The organism is Sphingopyxis sp. BE259 (assembly GCF_031457495.1).
Lineage (GTDB): Bacteria > Pseudomonadota > Alphaproteobacteria > Sphingomonadales > Sphingomonadaceae > Sphingopyxis.
Map to the genome: position 1 here is coordinate 1,053,012 of NZ_JAVDWM010000001.1, position 21,761 is coordinate 1,074,772.

The window sequence follows — 21,761 nt, forward strand, 5'->3', positions numbered from 1 at the left end:
CCCGTCGATTATCCAGATCGGTCACCCCCCCAAAAAAGTGGTTCCGACCAGGAAAATGAAGCTCCTAACTTGGGCCGTCATGTCTGCCATTTGGCCACCTCGGCATCCCTTGATGCACCGAAATTGAGATAGATCAAGGAAACCAAAGAAGCGGAGCTTAGCGACGTTGAGCCTGATAGCCGGCATATGGCTTGTGCTGCACCTTCGCGATCTAGCCAGCCTTTTCTCGGCTGACGCTTCGAATGATATCGTTCGCGGTCCAGGCAGACGGAGAGCATCCCGTGCGCGAGTTTGGCTGGCCCTGATAATCTTTAACACTGGCTGGATCGCATCAATTTTAATCTGGATCTTCGTGATCGAGGGTTATGCGAACGCAGTTACCGACGCCGCAGGCTAATCTGGCACCGTTAAGACACGGCGACGCTGCCGTAGGGTTTAAGCGACTAAAGATCAGATGACCCGACCAACAGACACTCCTTGTCTTTCTGACGAGCGAGGCGGGTCAATATTGGCCGAATTCCTGTAATTTTAAGTCGATCTCACGCCTGCGTCTGAAATTCCGCAGCATGGTTCACCGAACGCTCGCACGTTGAGCGTGGTCGGCTGCGCGAGGCATTAGCAACCGGCACGGCGTGCGCCGATCTGATCCTCAACATCCTGTCGCGGCGCCGCGAACCGCCTCGACCGCTCACCATCATCATCTCCGAGAACAGCGCCTCGCGCCATCCGCCGATCGCCGACTGCGCCCGTTACGACCAGCTGAGGACCTTCGATGCAGCGGCAAAACATGATCGAAGCGATGCGCGGGCTCAAGGCATGGCGGGCGCGTTCGACGATGCGATCACCACCGGCCTTCAGCGCCAGCGCACCACGATGGAGAAACTGACCGACCCTCTCCGCGCGTAAGCAACATCGCCAAGCTGCCTCGATCTGATACCGGATGGCGGCCGCCCGGCTGCCAGTCGGAAGGATGTCCCTCATCTTGAGCCTTATCTTAGCTGACCATTCGGCCGCGACACAGCTGTTGGAGCGAGCGAGTCCAAACTCGCGCTCCATCACAGAACTGAAGATGTCCAAAGTCGTGAAGGCTTTCACAATCCTAAACAGCTGAATTTTGTTATCTTTCATCAAGGGGAAAAAGCTATGTCCCACGACCTCATGTTCGTGGCACCCGAGCAGCGCGACGAGGTGCGTCGCAGGATCGCAGCCGTGGAACAATTCATTGCCGCGCCCGGGCGCAGGGCCGCCGAGGCGGCCGCTGCGAGACTAGGCCTCAGCACGGCCCAGTTCTACAACCTCGTCCGCGCTTGGCGGGCGAAGCAAAGACCGGAAATAATGATGGGTCGCCATTCGCCGCGCGAGATGCAATCCCGGATCGACCCATTAGTGCTCGATCTCATTGACGAGGTGATCAGCGCGGATCGCCGAGCTGCCGCCAGCGTCCTTGTCGAGCGAGTCCGTTCGTTGGCGGCGATCCGCGGTATTGAACTTCCGGACCCGAGCACTGTGGCGCGCTCCGTCCGACGCAAACGGCCGATGCTACTGACCGAAGAGCATAGGCGGGATGTCGATCTCATCATCGACCATACCGTCGTTGATCTGCCTGTCGACTTCGGTGATGGCCAAGCCCGACGCCCTCTCGTGACTGTCGTCATCGACGTCGCCTCCGAGGCTCCCGTCGCGTTGTCTATCTCCCGCTCGGTGCCGAGCCAGGCGGCCACCGCCGAAGCAATATTCGATGCGCTCCGCGGCGGCATCCGACACGCCAACGGTAGGGCAGCGAAGAGACGCATGAGCATCGTCGCGATGTCGGAGAAAGAGGGTGCCAATGTGGTCGCCACCCTGCGGCAGGCGGGTATCGATGCGGCCCTCATAATGACGGGCGCCCACGGTGGCGGGCTGGTCGTGGAATCGCTACTCGGACCGGAACCTGTCGGACTGCGGCTTAAGCAACGGCTCGTATGGCATCATGGCGAAAAAAGGATGGCTGCAGTGCGGTCAGGCGCCGCGCCGCTGACAATCGCCGAAGCCGAGACGCTCATCCGGGGACGCCTACTTCACGGTCGTCCCACCACGGTGTTCAGCTCTTTAAGCAACCGCGACCAGGCATATCTGGCCAGGAGCTTGGCGAAGATCGCTCAGGCCGACTGAAGCGCGACCAGCGAGGCACGGATCACGGCGGCTAGACGTCCGTCGGTTACGCCACCACCAATGATGTTGGCTCGGGTCAGAGCGACAATGCGATCGACGTTGTGACGTTCAACCTCCCGCATCCAGATTCCACGTGCTTCTTCTAGCGCCACAATGGGGGCAACTCGACTCTTGAGGTATTCGTCGATGTCCATATCTGCCAGCAAGGTGCGCCGGGAATTCAACGGTATCCTGCCAATCCGCGGACCAGTCACCTGCTGGACTTGCTGACCAAAGGAAAACCCGCCAGCCCGGCCCATCACCAGTTCGCTGACATGCGGCTCCAGCGTCTGGATCAACGACTCAGCGTGTATGTCCGGTGGCAACATCCAGCCCAAACCCGGCATCGTATCGGGCTGGGGCGGCAGATCGGCCCTGTTAAGCTGAAGAAACGAAAGGCCGGCGGATAAGGCTTCGCGCTGGAGCGCACGGCCGTCATCTTTTCTGCCGAGCGCCGAGCCTAGAACGATGCCACTAGCTGTTTCCATCAAGATGGCCGCTACCGCGAGGGCACGCTCTGTTCCGTCGAGAACAATCTGGACAGCGGTAAGGTCCAAGACCATTTCGCCACCAAATGCAGCGCGGACAAATTTGGGATCCCCAGTAAGCCGCCGACGTTCATCGCCGACTAGCCGCTGAAGGCGCTGGAGGACGGTGAGTGCGTAGTTGGCACCCGCGTCGGTCCGGACGAGATCCGGGTTCGCCTCCATGATACGCCTCGCCACATCAACGTTACGCGAGAGCGGGTTCGAGCGTAACAGGGTCTCGGCTTCTTTCCGAAGCGGACTCTCATCGCTGGCATCTACGCGCCTGCCGCTACGAGTGTCGTGCGGGACCAGACCGGCGAGCGAGTGGGTGCGCCACGCAACGCGCAAGTTGTAGAAGGCTGCGCGCTTAAGGCGAGCCAGATCGGCGAGCGGCCCGAGTGGCTCGCCCCGTTCTGCGCGCCAGACGGCTTCGAGCCGATCGAGAAGATTCTTGCGATTCGAAGCAGGAACGGCGTCCATCACCACCCGATCCCGTTCAGAGATACCATCGGGCCACACCAAGGCGATCAGTTGCTGCTGTCGCCGCTCGATATCATCCTGAGCCTCTAAATCCATGCGGTTTGGTTAACAATGCAACTGATCAATGTCTAGTGGTATGTGCCTGCTTGACGAAAGATCCCGCAACACCTACTTATCCGATGTCTAGTGCAGTTCGCCTAGAAATGATTCGGATTGGAGGTGGCGGATGCCAAAAGATCACAGCGAAGCGACAGGTGCAGACGAGACCTTCGAGCGCCCGCCAATACTGCCGCTGCCCACCGAGGCCGCCGCGCGCCTCTCGACGTGGCGTCGGCGCAAGTCTCAACGGCAGCGTCAGCCGGTGCGTATCTCGGGATTTTCCCGATGACGATCTTTGGCGGACCGGCGAGCGCCACCGCTTGGCGCATCGCTGTTGTAAAATCGCGCGGCGGCGGATTGAGGTCCTTCACAGTCGATGCGCGGAACGCGTCAACAGGGAATAAAGCGTCACTCCTGTTCGAGGGGCACGACGACCTGTCGGTTGACGGTCGCGGATATTGCCGCGCGGTGATGCAGGGCCAAAGTCGATGACCCGCGTCAAAGCACCGAGCAGGACGATCGAATGCGGTCTGATGGGCGAAGATCCGTCGTCGCCCGCCCGCATTGCCCACGTAGTGAACTCGGGTGATCCCGTTCCCAAGTTGATCCTGCCCCATCCACACAGTCTCATTCCCCGAAGGCCACCGCGGTGGGTAAGCCGCGCCCCCAGTCGTGACGCGCCGCACGCGCTCCGTTCGAGAAGTGAAGGCTGGCGTAGTCCTCGCCTACGCACTGATCCTGCCGGTGGGCCCATGCGCATCAACATGACCTATAGAAATTCGTGCACGACTTCGGCCGACTTCTGCCCGACGATCGGCCACGACGTTTTCACGGAAGGCGCTTTCGAGGGGATCTATCGGGCGATCCTAACCACAGACGAAGATACCTGCGAGTTTCAGTTTCAGGTCGCGACCATCACCTGGACCACCAAGGACGGGCAGGACCGCCACTACACCTTTGACGGCGGGCGGATCACTGTGGATGGCGTCGAGCGGTGGTTCGAGATCAAGGCTCACGCCAGCTACTTCAAACTGCCCGACGTGGCCGACGTGCTGGACCAAGCGGAACGCGCACTTGCCGCACACGACATCGCTTTGGACCGAATAGATGGATCGGCGTTGCTCGATCACGTGCGGCTCCGCGCGGTAAACGGCGTTCTGCGCCATCGGAATGTTCCCTACAGCCGCCGCGATGTGGCTGCTGCGCACGATGCGATTCACCGCGCTGGTGGCGTCGCTCCGCACGGCGCTGTCGCCGCTGCCATCGGGAGGGGACAGCGCAACGCCGAGGCGATGATGTCGGCAATGCTGATCCGCCGCGAGATTGGCTTTCCGGTCAACGGCCCCGTGACGGTCGACACGCCAGTCACTCTCTTGCGCCGATCCAACCGACGCCTTTCCCGCTTCGGCACCTAGTCGTGTCTCTCCCGTGCACCATCGCCATCGGCGACATCATCCACCTCGGCGAGCGCCGGATCCGTTTCGAGGCGGATTTGGGAGACGGGGATTTGCATTTCACCGACGTGCGCACCGGCGCGCGCGTCCGCGTCGAAGATCCTGAGACTGGCGAGCCGTCCAGCACGACCATCGAGTGGCTCTTGAGATCTTTGAGAGCAGGGCAGATTTATTATCAACGCGCTAGCGAGCCCCGGCCCGATGATCGTCGCGGAGACCTGACGCAAGTGGACGAGGACGCCGCCGACACAATCGATCCACTTACGTCTTGGCGCAGAACATGGGTGCGAGAGGCACGCGCGAATAAGGTGAAGTGCGAGGCGGCCTGCAAGGCTTTCATCGCTCATAGTTACGAGCGAATCTCTAGCGAATACCGCGAGCGGAAGGGACGGACATACAAACGTCCGGGAGCCAGCACGCTCAAACGGTGGATCATCAGAACCCCACAAGATTTCGCGCCGGGCGCCCACGTATCAAAGGCTGGTCGCCAGAAGGGGCAGTCTCAACTGACAAACGCAGAAGATGCTCTTGTCCACGAAGCCGCGCTCTACTTCTGGGCGGACAAAGGCGCGTCGATCGTCGACGCCGAGGCTGTCATGGCGCGAGGATGGAACTCATTGAAACTTAAGGGCGATATTGACCTTGGAGAGAAGAGACCTTCCTATGAGGCGGTCCGCCTCCGCGTCTGGAGCATTGCCACCTTCGCGACCGTCTTTGAAAAGTTCGGACGAGAGCGGGCCGAAAAGATGTTTGGAGCGGTCGGCGAACCGATCGAAGTTCATCGCGCATTCCAGCGGATATTCGTCGACGGAACCGAACTCGAGCAGGTGTGCCTCTTCGGTGAAGACTGGCAGCTGCCTGGAGGCAAGATGAAGTGCGTAGGCGCGATGGACGCCTTCTCGACCTTTGTCTTCGATCCGACAATTTTTGCCGGTCCCTACCGCGAGGAGATGTCGATCGAGGCGCTGTGCCGAGTAATGACGCCACCGGATCATCTCACGGAGGAACAACTGGCGTTTCATCCATACGTTGGATGGACGTTCGGAATTCCCGAAGCATGGACGCCTGACAATGATCGGACGCTGATAGGACCCGCCTATATTCCCGCGCTGCTGGACTTGGGTTCGCGGTTAGAGCTGCCCGCAACTTACCATTCGGACGCAAAAGCACCTCTGGAGTGGTGGTTCGGGTGGCTAAAGTCACGCCTCAAGGGATTGCCCGGCACCGTTCTTTCGCCACGCCACAGCCGCGATATCAAGCAGGATCCGGTCAATGGCGCGGAAATGGTATCGAGCCAGCTTGTCTACGCCGTCCGGGCCTTAACCTGGGAATACAACACCACTCCCGTGGAGCGGCTCAACTGGCGTTCGCCGTTCGACGTGCTGATCGCCAGTATGATCGCCAACGGTTCTGCAACCCTAAGCAACCCCCAGCGTATCCGGGCCGAAATGGAGAAAACGGTCAACGACCGCGTCCTAGCCGACGATGGACTTGAATACGACGGAATCCAGTATCGCGGGCCCGAGGTGGAGGACATCCTTCGTCGGAACTACCACGCCGTTGCATCTTCTCGTGACGGTCATGAACCCGTCCGACTAAAGGTGTCGATCCGAACCAATGAGGCAAACATCGATTACATCCGTGTTTGGCACGACGACGCGAGGCAGTTCGTGAAACTGTGGTCCACGCAACCGACCTACACAAATCTGCTTAGCCGATGGGAGCACGACGAATATCGCCGGATGGCCAAGGCGCGTAAGGAAAGATTCGATTCGGAGGGACAGCGAGTGCGGTCTCGGACTCGCAGTCTTGAGCAGATCGACGAACAAGCGCCGAAGATGGCGTTCCGTCGGCGTTCAAAGATGTTTACACTTTCGCAGTGCGAGGAGGTCCGCCAGCGCTCGGGCGCGCGCGCGCGCCGCCCTGGATTTCTAACATTTCCAGAGCATTTTGTCATTGTCGAGACGTCCACCGTTATGCGCGGCGATCCCGGAAAGCCGCCGCCCGGTCCGAAGAAGGAAACTGGCGGAGGCCCGCCCGGCAAGCAGTTCGCAGCCCCCAAGCGTGACGGCCGTCGCGGCATCTCGCCGGAGCGGCGGCACCCAGAAGACGACATGCAAGACGCCGCAAGCAACAGCATTGACTGGGATGCGCTGAGCCACGTGGCACCCGACGACGAATATGACGAAGAGGACTGAGTATGGCCAAAGATCCACTCGGAAAGCGGCCCCGCCCGCTCACTGGCAGACGCTTCGCCGACTATGCCGATCAGGAAACACAGTTACGAGAGGCGAAGATGCGAAAAGTTGTGAAGAATATATGGGTCGAGCACCCGCCGCAGGCAAACGTGATCGGCCGTATCCTCGCATACCGCTTCGCCACCCTTGAGGGTGCGGAAATTGGCGGGCAAGACGGACTATGCTTCAGCCAGGACAGTCAGATCGGCAAAACGGCCACTGTCACGCGCGTGAAGCACATTCTCGCCGAGGAACGCGCCGCGAGGGGTGAGTTGCCGAATCCTTATCAGATCATCGTCGTGGGCCTCGATCAGAAGACGTCACTCAAGAGTGTTCTGCAGGACGTCCTGATACAGATGGAGGACCCAGATTGGGATTATGGCACCGAGAAGCAGCTCAGGCAACGGATCCGTAAGTTCGTCAAACGTCTCGGCGTTGAACTGATAATTATCGACGAATGCCAGCACTTACAGAAGGGCGGGAATGACGTTGCCGACGTGACGGACGCCTTTAAACGCTTCCTCGACATGGGCATCGCACCGTTGGTGTTAGTGGGAAACCTCGATGCTAAGCGAGTGTTCGATCGCAATCCGCAATTCCGCGCCCGTCTTGGGCTCCCGCTGACACTGCCCGCGCTCGATGTTAAGAAGCGCACCGCGGACGCCGTGCACTTCCGCAACTTCGTCATGGGTTTCGATGCGGCACTCGCGCAATTGGAGGCCTTCGGTAAAACCTCAGATCTTTCCGCCCCCGCCATGCTCGACGCCTTGCAGGAGGCATCGGGCGGATATTTTGGCCGCGTGGCACGGATAATCCAAAACGCGGCGATTCATGCAGCGGCCAGGGGAGCGCAGTTCATCGAGGCCTACGACCTCAGCTGTGTTGTTCGCGACTACGCCATCCCCGCAGGTTGGGTCGGCGACGATCCTTTTTCGACGCCTAATGTCTGATCATCTCGTTAGGAAACCCGACAGCAGCCTGGTGTCTTCCACGACGGACGTAGCGTTTGATTGTGGATCGGGCTTTGACACCAAGAAGCGTGGGCCGAGGGGCGTGCGCAACCGCAATGCTTTGCCACCTGGGCGGCGAATCCTTCGCCGCAACGTAAAGCGTCCGCACCTACACGCGTCGGGATGGAGCGTCCCCGAACGCAAGATGAAGATCGGCCAACCGCTTCGCTTTCCGACGATTCCGGAAGAATACGAAAGCCTAATCGGGCTCGTGGCGCGGGCTACTGCAGACCATGTGCTGCTCGACCTGAACAGGGTGCTTCGTCGGGCAGGCATAAGCATGGACCGGCCCGGATACCTTACTCGACTCGATTCAGCCACGTTGGAACGCCTCGCTCCCATCATCGGCTGCCCGGTCGAAGAGGTATTGTCTCGAACGATGTGGACCATGTTGCCTCATGCGAAAGCCAGGCGCGCTAGGCTGCGGGCCAACCACCTCAGCGTGTGGGACATAGAGACCGAGCACCGCAGGATTTCTCCGCTCGCGATTCTCGCTGGCTCCCGCCACCGCGAGTCATGGCTTCTCCGGATACTGCCATATTGCTCTGTCAGTTTCGAACTCCTTCGATCGGACTGCTCAGAATGCAGTGCGCCTTTGCGATGGAAGAAGTCCGTTGGGATAGATGTCTGCGAGACATGCGAACAGGTGGTCGGACCCACCGACGCCGCGTTGCTAGACGAGGAAATGAGGTCAGATTATGCGCTGTTCGCACGCCTCATTTCTGGTCGAGTCGAAGTGCGCAAGAAGGCTTTTAGCGAACTGAGCCCTGCCGTCCAAGACTTGGATGTTGAAACCCTGATCCGAATGGTCATAGGCATAGGGGCCTGCTTCCACTTAAAGGACCGCTTCGTAAATCGAAAGTCGATCCACAGACTTCCGCCCGCCCAGCAGGCTGCCATTATATCGACCGGCACCGAAATTCTGAGGGAATGGCCCGGCGCGCTGCAGCTCCGGTCACAAGAGGAGGCCACCCGGCTAATTGCGGGTGGCAGCGATTACCGAAAGCTGCGGGCCAGATTGCAAAAGCTGGGCCATCGGTGGTTCGTAAGCCAAAAACAAGCAGACCTCATACGTGACGCGCTCCCCGACATATTTTGCAACGTGCAACGCAGCTTCAAGCCTCTTTCGGACACGCTTCTGCGCCGTGAAGCGGGCAAACTCCTTGGCTTGGCCGTCAGGCATGTCGATTTGGTTGATGCCGGGCTTCTTGCGGCGGAGGAACTGGGAGGAGGCGCAAATCGAAGGTTTCGTTTCGATCGTTCGGTCGTGGAGGCGCTACGCAGGCGTATAGACGGATCAATTTCAATGGCCCTGTTTGCGCGGCAGACCTATCTTCCGACCTACGCGATCGAGAATCTTTGTGACCATGGGATACTCGAGCGCGAAAGTGACCCAGCACTGTTTCACCTTCGCCATGGCTCCAGCATCACCCGGACGTCCATCGAGTCGCTTCGCGCGGCGATATTCGAATTGGAACGCGGCACAGCCCCGAGCGATGCCGTCCCGCTCGGGACCGCCACGCGGCGGATTGGAGGCCGCTTAAAGCCATGGGCCGATATCGTAGTCGCATTGCGAGACCGGTCGCTTACGTGCTGGATAGCTCCCAACGCGACTTCGGAGACACCCTGGCTACGCAGCATCCTGATTGCGCCTCCCCAATTCGCTCAGTTCGACAATATCGCGATGACCGAGCCACCCGGACAAAGCCCACGATCGCTCGCCGACTGTTCGTTGTCCGATGCAAAGGAAATTCTCAACCTTCGAGGCACACCATCAGTTGATCTTCAGGACGTCTTCGCAAAAGAAATCGCGGCATGCGATCAACGGGGCCCGCGCAAGGCAGTTCCGATGGCGAAGGTCCTCGAGAAGGCTGAACAAGAAATCGGCATCGGCGAGATCTGTGCACGTGCTAATTGGAACGCGCGTCAGGCAAAATGGGCGCTGGCACTCTTCGCGAATGATCGCACGGCATGCGGGTGGAACCGCGCCGCAATCGAGAAATCGGGGGTTTTGGAGACGCAAATTAACTGGAGCGTCAGAGCGCATCGCCGCGATCCAAGGACGTTGGGGTCGTGATAGCTTGTAACCGGTCGTATTAGGTCAAATTAGCTTGTAGCCTGTCAGCTTGTTCTACCCAAGGAACGTGGGTCGTTTCAAGATTGGGCGAAGGGCGGGGTAGGTGCGATATTGCACTTCGTCACCCCGGACTTGATCCGGGGTCCATGACGTCGAGGGTGGCGATGGATGCCGGATCAAGTCCGGCATGACGAATGAGGGGGTTGGGGGACCAAATGGCGAGATGTGACTATCTGAACCACCTGATGCGCGATCTGGAATCGCATACCGAGGTGCGGCGGTTCGGCAGCGGGTGGTTGTCGGGCTTTTTCGCGCTGCTGTTCGCGATCGTCGGCTTTGGCATGGTGATCGCGCTGCGTTTTCCCGACTGGTTCGCGACGCCCGAACTGGCGATTATCAAGGATTGGGGCGGATTTCGTGGGCTGGTGCATCTGGTGCTGCTTGCCAGTTATGGGCTCGCGCTGCTCAGCCTGCTGCTGCGCCCGCGCAAGGTGCTCGGCGCCACCGCGCTGATCATTGCGCTCGCCGCGACGCTGATCGGCGGCGCCAATGTCCAGCCCGCCGAAACGCAAAGCTGGGGCATTTTCTTCGGGCTGGACTTTTTTGTCGTCAATCTGCTGATCACCGGCTTCATGTTCGCGCCGCTCGAACGATTGTTCCCGCATCGCCGGACGCAGCGCCTGTTCCGCACCGAATGGCGCGAGGATCTGTTCTATTATCTGGTCAGCACGATGTTTGTGCAGGTGCTGGGGTTCCTGGCGCTGGCGCCGTCGACGATCATCAACGAGAATACGTCGAGTTGGCAGGCGTTCCGGGCCGGGGTCGCGTCGCTGCCGTGGATCGTCCAGTTCGTCGTTGTCGTCTTTCTCTCTGACCTGGCGCAATATTGGTACCACCGGCTGTTCCACAAAGTGCCGTTCCTGTGGGGGTTCCACGCGGTCCACCACAGCGCCAAGTCGATGGACTGGCTGGCGGGGTCGCGGATGCATTTCGTCGAGATCATCCTGCTGCGTTCGATCACCTCGCTGCCGCTGTTCACCTTGGGGTTCAGCCCGTCGGTGATGCAGGCCTATATCGGGTTCGTTTACGTGTGGTCGTCGCTGCTTCACGCCAATGTCGGGGGCAATTTCAACCGGCTGGGCCACTGGATCGCGACCCCGCGCTTTCACCACTGGCATCATGGGTTGGAGCGCGAGGCGTTCGACGTCAATTTTGCGATCCACTTTCCGTGGCTCGACAAGATTTTCGGGACCTTTCACCTGCCCAAGGATCGCTGGCCGGAGAATTACGGCATCCCCGAGGACGTGCCGAAAAACTATTGGGGTCAGTTTCTGTATCCGTGGAGGCGGACCGGGAAGAAGGTGGACGAGACGCCGGCGGAGTAGTAACTCCGTCATTGCGAGCGAAGCCAAGCAATCCAGAGTAGGCGTAACCCGCTCTGGATTGCTTGGCTTCGCTCGCAATGACGAGGTGAGATGGCTTGCCACTCCGGCCCCGCCGCCATAAGGCCCGCCGCGTGAGTCTGCTCGCCGTCTTTCGCCGTCCTGGCATCTTGCTGCTGCTACCGCTGCTGCTCGCCATCGCCGCGCGGGTGCTGGTCGCGCCGGGGTGGATGATCGAGAGCGATGCGGGCGGGTCGATTACCGTGCGCATCTGTTCGGACCCGACCGATCCCGGCAAGACGGTGACGATCCCGCTGGAAAAGGCGGGGAGTCACGACGCGGGTGAGACGCAGCAGCATTGCCCATGGGGCGCGCTGGCGAATGCGCCGATCGTTCCCGCTGAGCCGATTCTGGTCGCCGCGCCGATGGTGGCGGCGCCGACTCCGGTTGCGGTGCGCTCGCTGGGCTTTGCGCCCGGCATCGCCTCGCCTTTGCCGCCAAGCACGGGGCCGCCTTCCCAAGCATGATGTGTCGTTCCGGTTCAGGCCGGAGCCTTGCCGCTGCGCATTAATGCGACGGTGAGATCCCGGCCTCGCCGGGATGACGGATGCGTTGCCGCGCGAGCTTGCGCGGCCCGAAAATCTGCATATCGGGAAGAAATCACCCATGACCAAAGCTGCCTATCGGGCGGCGCCATTGCTGGCGCTCGCCTTCTCGCTCGTCCCTGCCGCGGTTCATGCCGCCGAGGCCGAAGCCGATCCGACCATCATCGTTACCGCGCCTGAGCTCACCAACGAGGCCGAAGCGCGCGTCCAGAAGACTGCGGGCGGCGCCGATGTCGTCAGCCATCAGGATTATGCCGACAAGTCGATCATGTCCTTGCGCGACACGCTCGCCTTTTCGCCCGGCGTCTATCTCCAGCCGCGGTACGGGCAGGAGGTCCGCATCTCGATCCGCGGCTCGGGGCTATCACGCGGTTTCCATATGCGCGGACTGACGCTGCTCCAGGACGGGGTGCCGATCAACCTGGCCGACGACAATGGCGATTTCCAGGAGCTGGAACCGATCTTTTTCGACCATCTGGAGGTGTATCGCGGCGCCAATGCGCTGCGCTTTGGATCGGGGACGCTGGGCGGCGCGGTCAATGGCGTGACGCCGACCGGGCGGACGGCCGAGGGCTTTTACCTGCGCGGCGATGTCGGCAGCTTCGACAGCTATCGCGGGCTGGTGTCGGCAGGGGTTGCGGGCAACCATGTCGATGCGTGGGCGGCGGTTAGCGCCGACACGTCGGATGGCGACCGCGACAATGTCAAACGTCGCAGCTTCCGCTTCCACGGCAATGTGGGGCTGAAATTCAGCGATGCCGTTTCGACGCGTTTCTATGCGAGCTACAACGACATCAAACAGGAAATCCCCGGCGCGCTGACCTTTGATCAGGCGCTGACCACGCCGCGGATGGCGAGTGCGGCGGCGGTCGCGGGCGATCAGGCGCGTGACATCGTGTCGCTTCGTTTGCAGAACCGCACGACGTTCGACTGGGGCGCGTTCAAGCTCGACGTTGGCGGGTTCATCAATGCCAAATCGCTCTATCACCCGATCTTTCAGGTAATCGATCAGGACTCGCTCGACGTCGGCGGCTTTTTCCGCGCCGATTATGCGAGCGGGCCGATCGAGGTCACGCTGGGCGGCGAGCTGCGCCGCGGCAGCACCGATGCGCGGCAATATGTGAATATCGCCGGGCGCCGCGGGGCGCTGGTGTTCGATGCCGACCAGACCGCGCGCACCGCCAATATCTATGGCGAGGTGCGGGTGCGGCCGGTGGAGCCGCTGACCTTGATTGCGGGCGGGGTTTATGCCGACGGTTTCCGCAAACGGCGGGTCAATCTCTCGACCTCGCGCGATGGGCGGATCGACTTCGACGCCTTTTCGCCCAAGTTCGGCGTGCTGTTCGAACCGAGCGACAATGTGCAATTCTTTGCCAACTACAGCCGCTCGGCCGAATTTCCGGGGTTTGGCGAAGTGTTCCAGACTATCGGCACGCCGCCGGTCAGCCAAGTCGTGTCGACGATCAGCCCGCAACGGGCATGGACGGCCGAGGTCGGTACCCGCGGCAAAACCGGCATTCTCAGCTGGGATCTTGCGCTCTATCGCTCGACGCTGAAGGGCGAATTGCTGCAATTCACCACCAATGTCAGCATTCCGGCGGCAACCTTCAACGCCGACCGCACGCTGCATCAGGGGGTCGAGGCGGCGCTGGAAATCGCGCCGACCGACTGGCTGCGCCTGCGGCAGGTCTATACCTATAGCGATTTCCGGTTCCTCAATGACAGTCAGTTCGGCGACAATCGCCTGCCGGTGGTCCCAAAGCATGTCTATCGGGCCGAAGCGCGGATCGGCGGCGATGCGCTGCATATCGCGCCGAATGTCGAGTGGGTGCCGGATGGGCCGTTCGCCGATTACCGCAATCTGGTGCAGACGCCGGGCTATGCCTTGCTGGGCGTGACGGGCGGGGCGCGGATTGCCGAGGGGGTCGATGCTTTTGTCGATGTCCGCAACATCACAGGCAAGAAGGCGATCGGCGACATCAGCGCAGCGATCACCGTGACTCCGACATCGGCGGTCTATTACCCGGTTGAGCGCCGCGCGGTGTCCGCCGGTATTCGCGCGCGCTTCTAAGCGAAAGGACAGGGGATGACCGACATCAACCGGATTCCGCTCTATCGCACGATCTGGCGCTGGCATTTCTATGCCGGGCTGTTCGTCATCCCCTTCATCCTGATGCTATCGGTGACGGGGGCCGCCTATCTGTTCAAGCCGCAGCTCGACCGGTGGCAGGAGCGCGCATGGCGCGGGCTGCCGGTCGCCGAGCGCGTCGATGCCGATGCGCAGGTAAAGGTGGCGCTGACCGCCTTTCCGGGCGCGAACTTTCATTACTACCGCGTGCCGCAGGCGCCGGGCGATGCGGCGGTCGTTCACGTCGGTTTGCCGAGCGGGGGGATGCGCGATGTCGCGGTGTCGCCAAAGGGAGACGTGATCGGGTCGGCCAATCCCGACGATCGCATTTCGGCATGGCTGGCGAAGATCCACGGTAGCCTGCTGATCGGGCGGACGGGCGGAATTATCGTCGAGCTGGCGGCGAGTTGGGCGATCGTCATGATCCTGACCGGGCTGTATCTGTGGTGGCCGCGCGGGCGCGGGCTCGCCGGGGTGGTGTGGCCGCGGCTGGGGCTAGGTGGACGCACGGCGCTGCGCGACCTCCATGCCGTGACCGGATTCTGGGTGTCGGGGCTGGCGCTGGTGTTGCTGCTGACCGCGCTGCCGTGGACCGATGTCTGGGCGCAGGGCTTCCGCGCCGTGCGCGCCGAAATGGGGTGGGTGCAGGGCGCGCAGGACTGGAAAAGCGGCGGCCATGCCAGCCATCATGCGGCGCATGATCATGGTGCGATGGCGAAAGCGATGCCTGCGCCGGTCGCGATCGGCGATGCCCCGCGTGTGCCGCTCGACCGCATCGTCCTGCGCGCGCAGAATGAATATCTGCCTGCGCCGGTGATCATCCAGCCGCCGGGGGCGCCGAATATGTTCGGACCGCCCAATGGCGACACCTGGACGCTGACCACGCAGACGCAGAACCGGCCGCTGGTGCGCAAGGTCAGCTATGATGTGGTGACCGGGATCGAGGTGTCGCGCAGCGGTTTTGCCGACAAACATGTCATCGACCGCATCGTCGGTATCGGGATTGCCTGGCACGAGGGCGCGCTGTTCGGGATCGTCAGCCAGTTGATCGGCGTGTTCACCGCATTGATGCTGATCACCCTCGCGGTGACGGGCTTTCTGATGTGGCGGCGGCGCAAGCCCGACGATGCGCTGGGTGCGCCGCCGCTGCCGCGCGATCCGGCGAGGCTGAAGGGGGTGGCGGCAATCGTGCTGTTGCTCGCGGCGCTGCTGCCATTGCTCGCCGCGTCGCTGATCTTGCTATGGATCGTCGATCGGCTCATCATCCCCCGCCTGCCGCGCGCCGCCCGCTGGCTGGGAATCGCGCACGCATAAAGGTTTCATTTGCAACTAAATCATGTTAGATCGGCGCCTATGAAAAACGGCTTTACCCATGTCCACGAAACCGCGCCGCCCGGCGCCGCAGCCGACTGGACGATTTCGCAAGATTGGGATGCTTTTACCGCCGACGAACATGCGATGTGGGACAAGCTGTTCGCGCGGCAGTCGGCAATGCTGCCGGGCCGTGCGTCGGAAGCGTTCCTGCGCGGGATCGACGTGCTGCGCCTCGAAAAGCCTGGCATTCCCGATTATCGCGAGCTCAACGCGCGGCTGATGGCGGCGACGGGGTGGCAGGTGGTCGCGGTGCCGGGGCTGGTCCCCGACGCGGTGTTTTTCGACCATCTGGCGAACCGGCGCTTTCCCGCGGGCAATTTCATCCGCACCCCCGAACAGCTCGACTATCTGGAAGAACCCGATGTTTTTCACGACGTGTTCGGTCACGTTCCGATGCTCGCCGACCCGGTGTTCGCCGATTATATGGTCGCTTATGGCGAGGGGGGCTTGCGCAGCCTGCAATTCGACGCGCTGAAACAACTGGCGCGGCTTTACTGGTATACGGTCGAATTCGGGCTGATCCGCGAGGCGGGCGGGCTGCGGATTTATGGCGCGGGGATCGTGTCCTCCTATGCCGAGAGCGTGTTCGCGCTCGATTCGGACAGCCCGAACCGCATCGGCTTCGATCTGGCGCGGGTGATGCGGACCGATTACCGGATCGACGATTTCCAGCAGAATTATTTCGTCATCGACAGTCTGGATCAGCTGCTCGACACGACGGTGAACACCGATTTCGCGCCGCTCTATGCCGCGAATGATGCGCTGCCGCCGATTGCGATTGCCGATATATTGGCGGGTGACGCGGTCGTGACGCGCGGGACGCAGGATTATGCGTTAGGCAAAGTCTAATGAGCCATCCCCTCCCGCAAGCGGGAGGGGGACTTCACCAGCTCCCGAAACTGGCATCCGACGGGCTGGCGCGATGGAAGGCGCGCTCCTTGCGGCGCCAGCCGTAACGGCGGCGTTTGACCAGCAGCAGGCACGGCCAATCGGCGCTGCCGCCGCGCGCGACGCAGCGAAAGCCCTGCGCGCGATAGGCGGCGAGCACCGGTTCCATCTGGCGCGCGATCAGCCCGGCGAGGATCGTATGACCGCCCGGCGTGGTCGCGGCGGCGATGTCGGGGGCGAGGGTGATCAGCGGCCCGGCGAGGATGTTGGCGATGACGAGGTCATAGGGCGCGCGATGCCGGATCGCCGGATGGTCGGTTCCCGGCGCGACCGCGAGCGTCAGCGCGCCGCTGCCGCGACCGAGCGGGACGCGGTTGATCGCAGCGTTGTCACGCGTCACAAAAATGCTGGCGGGGTCGATGTCAGACGCGATGATGCGGGCATGGGGCCAGAGCGCCATCGCGGCAAAGGCGAGCAGTCCGGTGCCGGTGCCGATGTCGGCGATATTCCGCGGGGTGACGCCTTTGCGCGCCAGTCGGTCGAGCATCGCCAGACAACCCGCGGTGGTGTCGTGGCCGCCCGTCCCGAACGCCTGGCTGGCGTCGATCAGGAAGGGCGTGGCGCCTGGGGGGACGCGGTCGGCGTAGCTGCTGGTGTGGACGAAGAAGCGGCCGGCCTGAACGGGTTCGAGCCCCTGCTGTGACAGCGTGACCCAATCTTGCTCGACCAACTGCTCGACAATCGGCTTTTGCCCTTTCGCGCTCGGCACGAAGGACTGGAGCAGCGCGAGCAGCGCCGCGCCGGGCCTGGCGTCCATATAGGCGTCGAGCTGCCACAGCCCGGCATCCTCGTCGATCTCGCGCGTCACCACGACGGGCGCCTCGGCCATCGCGTCGAGTTCGGGAATTTCGCCCGAAAGTGCCTCGGCCTCGGCGCGGGTGCAGGGAAGGGAGACGATCCAGCTCATCGGTCAGCGCACATAGCTGGCGCCGTTGACGTCGAGCACCGCGCCGGTCATCGACGGCGGGGCGTCGAGCGCGCACCAGCGCGCCATTTCGGCGACCTCGCCCGGCATCGCGACGCGGCCGAGCGGAATGTCGGCAAGCAGCTTGTCGCCGTCGCGGCTGGCGAGATAATCGTCGGCCATGCCGGTCATCGTGAAGCCGGGGCAGATCGCAAAGGCGAGGATAGCGTCGTTGGCATAGGCACGCGCGATCGTCTTGGTCATCGCGACCATGCCTGCCTTTGACGCGGCATAGTGCCAATGCGCCGGGCTGTCACCGCGGTGCGCGGCGCGGCTGGCGATGTTGACGATGCGGCCTGGGACTTTGCCGCTTTGCCAGTGCAGGACGGCGCGGCGGCAGAGATCGGCGCTGGCGGTCAGATTGATCTGAAGCGTGCGGTTCCAGCTTGCGAGCCAGTCGATGTCGGCAGCATCGATCGGGCTGGCTTCGAAGATCCCGGCATTGTTGATCAGGACGTCGATGCGGCCGTCGAGCCGGTCCAGACTTTGTTGCCATAGCCGGGCGGGGGTAGCGGGATCGGCAAGGTCGCCGTCAGCGCTCGACAGGGCGACCGTTCGGGTAGCGTCCGAGGTCAGCGCGGCGGCGATCGCGGCGCCGATACCGCGGCTGGCGCCGGTGATCAGGATATGGGTTTGCATGGTGCGGCTTTAGCGAGGCCGCGACATCAGTCCAACCTCCAAAGCTGGGGCGATCGCGTCAGGATGTTCCTCGTTCCGTTCGTGTCTCGACTTCGCTCGACATGAACGGGGTAAAAGCAGGTTTATGCCACCCGGCGGCTGAACTCGCTCGCGGCCTGTTCCAGCTGTTGCAACCGGCCGCCCATCTTGCCGAATTCCTGGCTCAGCACGCTGATTTCGCTGGCGACCATGCCCGAATCGTTGCGGATGCTGGCGATCGTCGACGACATGCTGTCGGCGGCGAGCGCGGTTTCGTCGACCGCGGCGGTGATCGAGGTGACCGTTTGCGCCTGCGCGTCCATCGCGTCGCGGATGCGCTGCGCCGAGCGTTGCACTTCGACGATCGTCTGCTGGATCGACTGGTTGGCGGTCACCGACCCGCGCGTTGCCTGCTGGATCGCAGTGATCTTGCCCGCGATGTCGTCAGTCGCGCGCGCGGTTTCGTTGGCGAGGCTTTTGACTTCCTGCGCGACGACGGCGAAGCCGCGGCCCGACTCGCCCGCCCGCGCCGCTTCGATCGTCGCGTTGAGCGCGAGCAGGTTGGTCTGGCCCGCGATCTCGCGGATCAGGCCCAGGATGGATTCGATCGATTCGGCGTGATGCGAGAGCGTTTCGGACATCGCGACGGCTTCGCCGGCCTGTTCGGAGGCGCGGGTGGCGACGCTGGCCGAGGCTTCAACCTCGCTGCGCGCATCCTCGATCGCGCGGATCAGCCCGGCGGCGGTCGAGGCGGCTTCGCGCATCGCCATCGCCGATTGCTCGGACGCGGCGGCGACTTCGCTGGTCTTGGCGATCATGCCCTTCGCCGCCTGATCGGCCGAGGCGGCCTGTCGCGCGAGCTGTTCGCGCACCCCGTCGGTGTCCTGCACCAGCGAGGCGATCGAGCGGTCGAAATCGCCCGCGAGCGTCTGGCGTTCGCTGGAAATCACGGCGCGGTCGAGCTTTTCGGCATAGCGTTGCATGATGTCGAATTCGAGCAACGCCAACCGGTTGACCGCGCTGGCCAGCCGCGCGAGCCGCACCGGATCGTCGATGCACGCAGCCACCACATAGTCGATGGTCAGCCGCTGGCTTTCGGCAATGCACGACATCACCGACGCGAGCGGCAGTTTGACGCGCCGCGCCATATGCGCGTTTTGACAAGCGATCGTCGCGACCTCCTGTCCGGCGGCATCGGCATATTTGGCTTCGGTGTGGCGCGCGCTGCCGCGCACATAGGATTCGAGCAATTCGCCCTCAACGGCACGCTCGACGCTGGCAAGCGCGTTGAAGGAATCCCAATAGGCGCGTGCGACGGCCTCTTCCCGGCCGGCGATGATCATGTGGATCTCGGCCGCGTTGGCAGCAAGCTGGCCGTCGAGGTCATAATAGGGAAAGCGGTCGGCCATCAGAATCGGGTCGATTTGCTGCTTATGAATCGGATTTTCCTTCACCATGATCCTGCTTCCCTGATCGATCCCGACGCCGGGGTCTGCCGCCCGCCGGTCGTCCGCAAAACATAGGACCGGGCTATGCGGTGCGGTTGGTAAATTCGCCGTTAACCAGCGCGGGATTTTTCGCGCTAACCGCGCTCGTCGAGCGCTGCGGCGATGGGGAGCGGATAGCCCTCGAACGCCTTGATCGTCCGCAAGGCAAAGGCGCTGTGCATCGCCGCGACTCCGGGCAGGCGCGACAGGCAATGGCGGTGCAGCCGGTCGAAATCGGCGACATTGCGCGCCGCGACGCGCAGCCGGTAATCGGAGGCGCCCGAGAGCAGCTGACATTCGAGGATTTCGTCGAAACTTTTGACCGCGCTTTCGAAGGCGGTCAGCGCCTCTTCGCTTTGCGACGTCAGGCTGATGTCGACAAACACGTCGAGCCCCAGCCCGATGCGTTCGGGCGCGAGCCGTGCCGCATAGCCGGTGATGATCCCCGCAGTTTCCAAGGCGCGGATGCGGCGGTGGCACGCGGACGCCGACAATCCGACCGCCTCGCCCAGTTCGGCGGCGGGGCGCGGGCCACCCCGTTGCAGCATGTCGAGGAGCTTGCGGTCGATTCGGTCAATCATTGTGCGTCCTTGCGGAAAAATGCGCGACATTTGTGCGCGTTTGTTGCGAATCCAGCCACGATATGCAAGCACCTCGCGCGCGGTTTCTGCTATCAGGCGCAGCATGAACGACGCGGCGCTGGAAGGCGCAACCGGCGGCGACAAACTGGAGAGCGACCATGATCATCGGCACCCCCAAGGAAATCAAGAACCACGAATATCGCGTCGGCCTGACCCCCGAGAGCGCCCGCGAACTGACGGTTCATGGCCACCGGGTGCTGGTCCAGACCGGCGCGGGTGCCGGCATCGGCGCGCACGACCGGTTCTATGTCGAGGCGGGCGCCGAGATCGTCCAGACCGCCGAAGAGATTTTCGCGACCTGCGACATGGTGGTGAAGGTCAAGGAACCGCAGCCCGGCGAGCGCGCGATGCTGCGCGAGGGGCAGATCCTCTATACCTATCTCCACCTCGCGCCAGATCCCGACCAGACGCGCGACCTGATGAAATCGGGCGCGGTGTGTATCGCTTACGAGACCGTCACCAGCCCGCACGGCGGTCTGCCGCTGCTGAAACCGATGAGCCAGGTCGCGGGGCGGATGTCGATCCAGGCGGGGGCAACGGCGCTGGAAAAGGCACATGGCGGCCGCGGCGTGCTGCTCGGCGGCGTCCCCGGCGTCGCGCCGGGCAAGGTGTGCGTGATCGGCGGCGGCGTCGTCGGCTTCAACGCGGCGCAGATGGCAGCGGGCCTCGGCGCCGACGTCACCATCCTCGACCGCGATCCCGAAGTGCTCGAACGCGTCGGCACCTTTTTCGAGGCGCGCGCCAAGACGCGCTTTTCGAATCGCGCCAATCTGGCCGAATGCGTCGCCGAGGCCGATCTGGTGATCGGCGCGGTGCTGATCCCCGGTGCGGAGGCGCCCAAGCTGGTCACCCGCGACATGTTGGCGACGATGCAGGCGGGGTCGGTGCTGGTCGACGTCGCGATCGACCAGGGCGGCTGCTTCGAAACCAGCCATGCGACGACCCATGCCGAGCCGACCTATGTGGTCGACGGCATCGTCCATTATGCGGTCGCCAACATGCCGGGCGGGGTCGCGCGCACCAGCACCTATGCGCTCAACAACGTCACTCTGCCGCACGCGCTGCGCATCGCCGACCTGGGGTGGAAAGCGGCGTTGAAGCGCGACGTGCATCTTGCGCAGGGTTTGAACGTATGGAATGGCAAGGTGACGTTCGAAGCCGTAGCCGAAGCGATCGGAACCGATTATGTGTCTGTCGAGCAGGCACTCGCCTGAATACAAGGACATAGATAAGAAGATGACCGACCAAGCTCCCCCACCGCCGCAGGACGATGTGCCTGAGGAAAACGAGGTGCTGCGCGCCGCGCGTGAGCAGCGCCAGCAGAAGGAAGCCGCCGACGCCGCGGAAGCCGCCGACAAGGAAGCGGCCAAGGGGAAGCGCGCCGGTTGGAAAACCGCAGCAGCCGCAGGCATTGGCATCGGTTCGGCGGCGGTGATCGCGGCGCTATTGTACGCGAACCGCGACAAGATCAAATGAGGCGGCGCCCGGTTCGGTCTGGCTG

General features: G+C 62.6%; 18 protein-coding genes. 12 read left to right on the plus strand and 6 right to left on the minus strand.

Features of this window, described 5'->3' with window-relative positions; genetic code table 11:
* Positions 1-615: 615 nt before the first annotated feature.
* The gene (locus tag J2X44_RS05120; protein WP_310249208.1) at positions 616-1,128 is read right to left on the minus strand and encodes a hypothetical protein; all 513 of its coding nucleotides are present in this window, start codon (positions 1,126-1,128) and stop codon (positions 616-618) included.
* Positions 1,129-1,143: 15 nt separating this feature from the next.
* On the opposite strand from J2X44_RS05120, the gene J2X44_RS05125 reads away from it, so the two are divergent.
* Positions 1,144-2,151: a hypothetical protein gene (locus tag J2X44_RS05125; RefSeq protein WP_310088361.1), complete on the plus strand. Its 1,008-nt coding sequence runs from the start codon at positions 1,144-1,146 to the stop codon at positions 2,149-2,151.
* Here J2X44_RS05125 and J2X44_RS05130 read toward each other — a convergent pair.
* Entirely contained in the window at positions 2,139-3,293 is a 1,155-nt protein-coding gene (locus J2X44_RS05130; protein ID WP_310088362.1) for a hypothetical protein, read from the minus strand. The genes J2X44_RS05125 and J2X44_RS05130 overlap by 13 nt on opposite strands.
* Before the next feature lie 755 nt (positions 3,294-4,048).
* Here J2X44_RS05130 and J2X44_RS05135 point away from each other — a divergent pair.
* From J2X44_RS05135 to phhA, 9 genes are all read left to right on the plus strand, one after another.
* Positions 4,049-4,711, plus strand: coding sequence for a hypothetical protein (locus J2X44_RS05135; RefSeq protein ID WP_310088363.1), 663 nt, complete (start codon positions 4,049-4,051; stop codon positions 4,709-4,711).
* 2 nt (positions 4,712-4,713) lie between these two features.
* Complete coding sequence (locus J2X44_RS05140; RefSeq protein WP_310088364.1) at positions 4,714-6,948, plus strand: hypothetical protein; 2,235 nt, start codon at positions 4,714-4,716, stop codon at positions 6,946-6,948.
* A gap of 2 nt (positions 6,949-6,950) precedes the next feature.
* On the plus strand, positions 6,951-7,937 hold the full coding sequence (locus J2X44_RS05145; protein ID WP_310088365.1) for an ATP-binding protein: 987 nt from the start codon (positions 6,951-6,953) through the stop codon (positions 7,935-7,937).
* A 205-nt stretch (positions 7,938-8,142) separates the two neighbouring features.
* Positions 8,143-10,074, plus strand: coding sequence for a hypothetical protein (locus J2X44_RS05150; protein ID WP_310088366.1), 1,932 nt, complete (start codon positions 8,143-8,145; stop codon positions 10,072-10,074).
* 215 nt (positions 10,075-10,289) lie between these two features.
* Positions 10,290-11,459 (plus strand): sterol desaturase family protein, encoded by a 1,170-nt coding sequence (locus tag J2X44_RS05155; RefSeq protein ID WP_310088367.1) that lies wholly within the window; start codon positions 10,290-10,292, stop codon positions 11,457-11,459.
* Positions 11,460-11,590: 131 nt separating this feature from the next.
* Positions 11,591-11,983 (plus strand): DUF2946 family protein, encoded by a 393-nt coding sequence (locus J2X44_RS05160; RefSeq protein WP_310088368.1) that lies wholly within the window; start codon positions 11,591-11,593, stop codon positions 11,981-11,983.
* 139 nt (positions 11,984-12,122) lie between these two features.
* Positions 12,123-14,132: a TonB-dependent receptor domain-containing protein gene (locus J2X44_RS05165; protein WP_310088369.1), complete on the plus strand. Its 2,010-nt coding sequence runs from the start codon at positions 12,123-12,125 to the stop codon at positions 14,130-14,132.
* Between the two features lie 15 nt (positions 14,133-14,147).
* On the plus strand, positions 14,148-15,503 hold the full coding sequence (locus J2X44_RS05170) for a PepSY domain-containing protein (protein ID WP_310088370.1): 1,356 nt from the start codon (positions 14,148-14,150) through the stop codon (positions 15,501-15,503).
* 39 nt (positions 15,504-15,542) lie between these two features.
* Positions 15,543-16,412: a phenylalanine 4-monooxygenase gene (gene phhA / locus J2X44_RS05175; protein ID WP_310088371.1), complete on the plus strand. Its 870-nt coding sequence runs from the start codon at positions 15,543-15,545 to the stop codon at positions 16,410-16,412.
* Positions 16,413-16,446: 34 nt separating this feature from the next.
* Here phhA and J2X44_RS05180 read toward each other — a convergent pair whose 3' ends face one another.
* The 4 genes from J2X44_RS05180 to J2X44_RS05195 form a co-directional block, all read right to left on the minus strand.
* A complete protein-coding gene (locus J2X44_RS05180; RefSeq protein ID WP_310088373.1) occupies positions 16,447-17,418 on the minus strand; it encodes a 50S ribosomal protein L11 methyltransferase in 972 nt (323 codons plus the stop codon).
* Positions 17,419-17,421: 3 nt separating this feature from the next.
* The gene (locus J2X44_RS05185; RefSeq protein ID WP_310088374.1) at positions 17,422-18,114 is read right to left on the minus strand and encodes an SDR family oxidoreductase; all 693 of its coding nucleotides are present in this window, start codon (positions 18,112-18,114) and stop codon (positions 17,422-17,424) included.
* A 122-nt stretch (positions 18,115-18,236) separates the two neighbouring features.
* Positions 18,237-19,589: a methyl-accepting chemotaxis protein gene (locus J2X44_RS05190; RefSeq protein WP_310088375.1), complete on the minus strand. Its 1,353-nt coding sequence runs from the start codon at positions 19,587-19,589 to the stop codon at positions 18,237-18,239.
* Positions 19,590-19,714: 125 nt separating this feature from the next.
* Entirely contained in the window at positions 19,715-20,200 is a 486-nt protein-coding gene (locus tag J2X44_RS05195) for an Lrp/AsnC family transcriptional regulator (protein WP_310088376.1), read from the minus strand.
* Positions 20,201-20,358: 158 nt separating this feature from the next.
* On the opposite strand from J2X44_RS05195, the gene ald reads away from it, so the two are divergent.
* Entirely contained in the window at positions 20,359-21,474 is a 1,116-nt protein-coding gene (ald, locus tag J2X44_RS05200; protein WP_310088377.1) for an alanine dehydrogenase, read from the plus strand.
* Between the two features lie 22 nt (positions 21,475-21,496).
* On the plus strand, positions 21,497-21,736 hold the full coding sequence (locus J2X44_RS05205; RefSeq protein WP_310088379.1) for a hypothetical protein: 240 nt from the start codon (positions 21,497-21,499) through the stop codon (positions 21,734-21,736).
* The last annotated feature ends 25 nt before the right edge of the window (positions 21,737-21,761 follow it).

Coding starts and splice junctions, on each gene's coding strand:
- J2X44_RS05130 (WP_310088362.1), bottom strand. CDS start 3,293: ATGGATTTAGAGGCTCAGGATGATATCGAGCGGCGACAGCAGCAACTG.
- J2X44_RS05135 (WP_310088363.1), top strand. CDS start 4,049: ATGCGCATCAACATGACCTATAGAAATTCGTGCACGACTTCGGCCGAC.
- J2X44_RS05205 (WP_310088379.1), top strand. CDS start 21,497: ATGACCGACCAAGCTCCCCCACCGCCGCAGGACGATGTGCCTGAGGAA.
- J2X44_RS05170 (WP_310088370.1), top strand. CDS start 14,148: ATGACCGACATCAACCGGATTCCGCTCTATCGCACGATCTGGCGCTGG.
- J2X44_RS05150 (WP_310088366.1), top strand. CDS start 8,143: ATGAAGATCGGCCAACCGCTTCGCTTTCCGACGATTCCGGAAGAATAC.
- J2X44_RS05125 (WP_310088361.1), top strand. CDS start 1,144: ATGTCCCACGACCTCATGTTCGTGGCACCCGAGCAGCGCGACGAGGTG.
- J2X44_RS05185 (WP_310088374.1), bottom strand. CDS start 18,114: ATGCAAACCCATATCCTGATCACCGGCGCCAGCCGCGGTATCGGCGCC.
- J2X44_RS05165 (WP_310088369.1), top strand. CDS start 12,123: ATGACCAAAGCTGCCTATCGGGCGGCGCCATTGCTGGCGCTCGCCTTC.
- J2X44_RS05120 (WP_310249208.1), bottom strand. CDS start 1,128: ATGAAAGATAACAAAATTCAGCTGTTTAGGATTGTGAAAGCCTTCACG.
- J2X44_RS05145 (WP_310088365.1), top strand. CDS start 6,951: ATGGCCAAAGATCCACTCGGAAAGCGGCCCCGCCCGCTCACTGGCAGA.
- phhA (WP_310088371.1), top strand. CDS start 15,543: ATGAAAAACGGCTTTACCCATGTCCACGAAACCGCGCCGCCCGGCGCC.
- J2X44_RS05195 (WP_310088376.1), bottom strand. CDS start 20,200: ATGATTGACCGAATCGACCGCAAGCTCCTCGACATGCTGCAACGGGGT.
- J2X44_RS05155 (WP_310088367.1), top strand. CDS start 10,290: ATGGCGAGATGTGACTATCTGAACCACCTGATGCGCGATCTGGAATCG.
- J2X44_RS05190 (WP_310088375.1), bottom strand. CDS start 19,589: ATGGTGAAGGAAAATCCGATTCATAAGCAGCAAATCGACCCGATTCTG.
- J2X44_RS05180 (WP_310088373.1), bottom strand. CDS start 17,418: ATGAGCTGGATCGTCTCCCTTCCCTGCACCCGCGCCGAGGCCGAGGCA.
- ald (WP_310088377.1), top strand. CDS start 20,359: ATGATCATCGGCACCCCCAAGGAAATCAAGAACCACGAATATCGCGTC.